We start from the raw sequence: 4,774 nt of genomic DNA, 5'->3' as shown, positions 1-4,774 counted from the left end.
TAACAGTGGGAGAGTAGGTAGTCGCCGTTTTTAGAGAGAAGCCCCTGTATCGGAAGATGCAGGGGCTTTCTTGTTTTGGGGTTATTTTTACCGGAGGTCACTAAGTTCCAATCACGGCCATAAGTCTGTCCGGTTTCCGGGTCTTCTCAATGACGGTACTTGACGCGTAGATAGACAGCTTTGCCACGAATGGGAAAGTCTTGCACTTCTATTTCCGAGAAGAAGTCTTTGGGGGGTAGGTGCAAATGTGAATACTCTTGAGGTATGCCATAGGAGTAAGGGGCTTGGCGTTTCTGTTTCATGTATCAAAGATAGCTATTTTAACTAATTTCCTCAAGTTTTCAAACTGACCCGGACTCTCCTATTTTTTCTGCTACAAAGCAAATTCTACGAAAAAATCATCCGTCGTACAATAAATCTCTGTAACTTTATACTCTGAGAACATAGTGGTAATTGTTAAATGTTATAATTCGCACTGTAAATTTAATAATTTTATTGATATGCTTCTATTTATCAGTGAATTGTATCTATGTCTGTTTCGAACTCACGTTAAAATATGAAAACACCTTTATCTTGTATCATATTATGTTTGTTGTGTTTGCTGCATGTCTCGGCGTTTAGCAGACAAACATATTCTACCTATGATGTCCGACATATAGGCCGTGTTGATGGATTAAGTAATCAGCGGGTGTTTTCTATCGTAGAAGATAAGTATCACGTAATGTGGATTGCCACCAAATCGGGCATTGACCGTTATAATGGCCATGCAGTTAAGAATTATACTTTGCCCGGTGACTTTCATTATGGAGATATGGCTGGCAGAAGATTAAAGCTTTGTTACGATGTTGATTATGGATTGTGGGCGTACGATCATTCTGGCCGTATCTATCGTTATTCTGTCAAGAAGGATTCTTTTGACTTGCTGTTTGTCTTGAGCTCTTTTATTCAAGGGGAGATTATTTTAAATAAGCTTTGTTTTGCTCCCGATGGTGTGTTATGGCTGGGATTAAGTACAGGCCTGTTTAAAATGGAACAGACCGGAGATATACATTTAGTCCTGGAGGATTCCTATGTTAATGATATTTTATCTATAGCAGATAGCTTATATGTAGGAACTTCTGATGGCATGATTGTATACAATAAACGGGCTTCTACTCTCGTAAAAAAAGTTTCTGAAGGTACAGATGTGCAGACGTTGTATTATGATAGGGTATTAAGACAGTTGTGGATGGGCACTTTTAACAGTGGCTTGTTGCGGATGGACTTGCATACTGGTTGTTTGTCGAAGATGTATACATCTTATAGCGCACTTATGAATCCGATAAGAGCCATTTCAGAGTATGATTCCGATAATTTGTTGATAGGAATAGATGGAGGAGGAGTATATGCTGTAGGTAAGACTGTAGGAAATGTCTTTCCGTTGTTTACCATAGATGATGATATCCGGATGAGCCTTAAGGGAAATGGCATTTATGCGGTTATTAAAGATTATCAGGGGAACATTTGGATTGGAAGTTATACGGGAGGAGTATCGGTGGCTGTATTGCTAAAATATCCGATAGGGGTATTTATGCATGAATATAGAAATACTCAATCATTGGGGAACGATAATGTGAATGGAGTGATAGAGCATCCCTGTGGTGATTTATGGTTTGCTACAGATCGGGGAGTTAGCATCTTACAGACAGCTTCTTCTTCGTGGAAACAGGTGCTTACTTCAACAGTGGTGGTTTGTCTCTGTAAAGGTCAAAATGGGAGTGTGTGGGTAGGTACCTATGGCGATGGGGTGTACTTGCTAGATAAGGCAGGAAGAATACGGGCTCATTATACCAAGCAGAGAGGGGGGCTTACTACGAATAGTATTTTTTCTATTGTGCTTGATAAACAGCAGAATGTGTGGATAGGAGGTTTGGATGGAGATTTGTTAAAGATGAGTCCTCAGGGAATGGTACTTCAGACTTTTGGCGTGAAGTGGATTCACTCTTTGCAGTTGGTTGGGAAAAATCAGATGGCTGTAGCTACTGTAGACGGTTTTTGTTTAATAACTATAGATACTGGGCATATTGTGCATTATGCCAGTTCGTACGAGAATCTGCAGCATAATAACAATACGAGTGCTTACATCATTAGCATGTGCTTCAATGAAGATGATACGGTCTGGTTGGGGACTGAGGGCGGTGGATTGAGTCTGTATAATATGCAGACTAAGAAAGTGAAAACGTTTACTATCCAAGATGGTATGCCATCTAATGATGTGTTCAGTATTCAGAAAGATTTTTTCGGACGTGTGTGGATCAGTACAGGCAAAGGATTGGCTTTGATTGAAAACAATCAAGTTTCTGATTTGAATTATTTGCATGATGTGGACAGGGAATATAACAAGTCTTCGTTTACTCAATTGGCTGACGGACAATTCCTTTATGGGAGTACCAGCGGAGCTGTTTGTATATCTCCTCACTTGATAGCCCATGTCGACTATCAGGCACCGCTGCGTTTTACAGGACTGGTTATAGATAATCTTGGAGAACAAGAAAGTAGAGAAACCTATCCGTTGGTGTATGACCAGTTACAAAGGAAGTCAGTTCATCTGGATTATGCTTATAATTCTTTTACCGTCTATTTTGAATCTATTAATTACCGTTTTCAGAGTGATATAGCTTATCAGTATATATTGGATGGTTATGAAACAGATTGGAGTTTGCCTTCGACTGACGGTAAAGTGAAATATATAAAGGTATCACCAGGACATTATAAACTGAAAGTGCGCAGTATACGTAAAAATAGTGGGGAAGTGATTGTCGAAGAGATGTTGGATATCTCTATAGCCCGTCCTTGGTGGAATTCCTGGTATGCTTGGTTGGCCTATCTATGTTTGGCTAGTTTTGTGTTCTATTTTGCGCTTCGCTATAAAAGCGGGCAGTTGCAAAAACAATACGATGAAGATAAGATTAGGTTTTTTGTGGATACAGCTCATGATATCCGTACGCCGGTCACCTTGATAATGGCTCCGTTGGAAGATTTGAGCAAGGAGGAACTTACTGATAATGCGCGTTATTATTTGGATTTGGCCCGTCATAATACGTCTAGGCTACATGATTTGGTAGGGCAGTTGATGGATTTTGAGCGTATGGAGCAAGGAAACTATTCGTTGCAACTTTTGCCAATTAGCATGAACGAATTGCTGGAGAAGGAATATGCTGAATTTCAGCATTACTGTGTCAGTAAGCGGTTAGAGGTAAACCTTCATTTGCCATCAGAAGATTTTAATGTTTGGGGAGATCAAAAGGTACTGGAGATGATTTTTGATAACTTGTTGTCTAATGCTTGTAAATACACTCCTCAGGGAGGTGAAATTAATATCATTTTGTATGGAACCAAGCACAAAGTGTATGTGGATATTCAGGATACAGGTATTGGTATTCCTCATAAAGAACAGAAGTTGTTATTCTCTACTGTATATAGAGCCGAAAATGCCAGAAAATCACAGGAAGAAGGAAGCGGTTTCGGATTGTTACAGGTGCATCGGCTTGTTAAGTTACTTCAGGGAAAGATCTCTTTCCGTTCGAAAGAGAATATGGGCACTACGTTTACGTTGGCTTTCAAACGGGCAGATGGTGTAGCTGTAGAATCTGGTATGACAGGAAAGGACTTTGCTAAAGTCTCCGGACAGCATTTGCCAGATGTTAAACCCATGGAGGCAGCAGAGGAAGAACAGTCCAATGCTGGTGAAACCTTATTGATTGTAGAAGACCATGATGCTTTGCGCCATTATCTGAAGAAAGTCTTTGAAAAACAATATCGGGTGATAGAAGCGGCTCACGGAGAAGCTGCTTTGGATTATTTGAAACAAGAATATCCGGATTTGATACTCTCAGATGTTATGATGCCGGGTATTCAAGGTGATGAATTATGCCAGTTAGTGAAAGAGAACTTGGATACGGCAGGTATTCCTTTTATTTTGCTGACTGCTAAGACTAATCATGATGCTATGGTAGCAGGTCTGTCCAAAGGAGCTGATGATTACATATCCAAACCTTTCACAACGGAAATTCTCCAGCTGAAAGTACAAGGTTTGTTGGAGAATCGCAGAAGACAGAGAAGTTGGTTGATGAAGTACGCGTTGAGACAAGTGGAACAGGGTACTGTACTCGTTCAGCCGTGTGAAGAAAAGGATTTGGAAAACTTTCCGGAAGAAGAGTTTTCGAATATGACTCTTTCTGAAAGCGACCGTCAGTTTGTAGAGAAAGCCACACAAGTGGTGATGAATTATATGAGTCATCTTGATTTTAATATTAGTGTGCTTTGTCGAGAAATGGCTATGAGCCGTACACTCTTTTATAGTCGTTTAAAGTCATTGACAGGTCGAGGTCCTCAGGATTTTATCCGTATTATTCGTTTACAGAAGGCAGCAGAGTTACTGAAAGAAGGCAAGGGAGTAAATGATGTTTCGGTGGAAACAGGATTTGCAAATGTCAAGTATTTTAGTATTTTGTTTAAAAAACACTTTGGTGTACAGCCCAGCAAGTATCTAAAGAACTGACTTTGTCAGCTATCAAACCTTTTATGTCTGCATTCTAACCCCCTATAAGGTGATTTTATTCAATTTTGCAGCGGTCTTCGAAAGTCCGTTGCTTCATGTTGCTATGCTTAAATAGCGGACTGTTTGTTTTTGGATATTCGAGGAGTTGTTAAACTTTAGAGGAGTTCTATAAATTAAAATATTGTAGTACAGTTGTTTATATGGTTCCAAGAGCGTAAATTTGCAGAAAATAAG

1 protein-coding gene is annotated in these 4,774 nt (G+C 39.8%); it reads left to right on the top strand.

Annotation, left to right across the window (positions count from 1 at the left end):
* The first annotated feature begins 556 nt into the window (after positions 1 to 556).
* On the top strand, positions 557 to 4,540 hold the full coding sequence (locus tag AB5903_RS21785) for a hybrid sensor histidine kinase/response regulator transcription factor (protein ID WP_195658223.1): 3,984 nt from the start codon (positions 557 to 559) through the stop codon (positions 4,538 to 4,540).
* Positions 4,541 to 4,774 lie beyond the last annotated feature (234 nt).

The organism is Bacteroides sp. 2201st1_D9_2201SCRN_220225 (assembly GCF_040928965.1).
In the GTDB taxonomy this organism is placed as follows: Bacteria; Bacteroidota; Bacteroidia; order Bacteroidales; family Bacteroidaceae; genus Bacteroides; species Bacteroides stercoris.
Note: the sequence above shows the minus strand (reverse complement) of the source record. Positions and strands in the feature narration are given on the sequence as shown.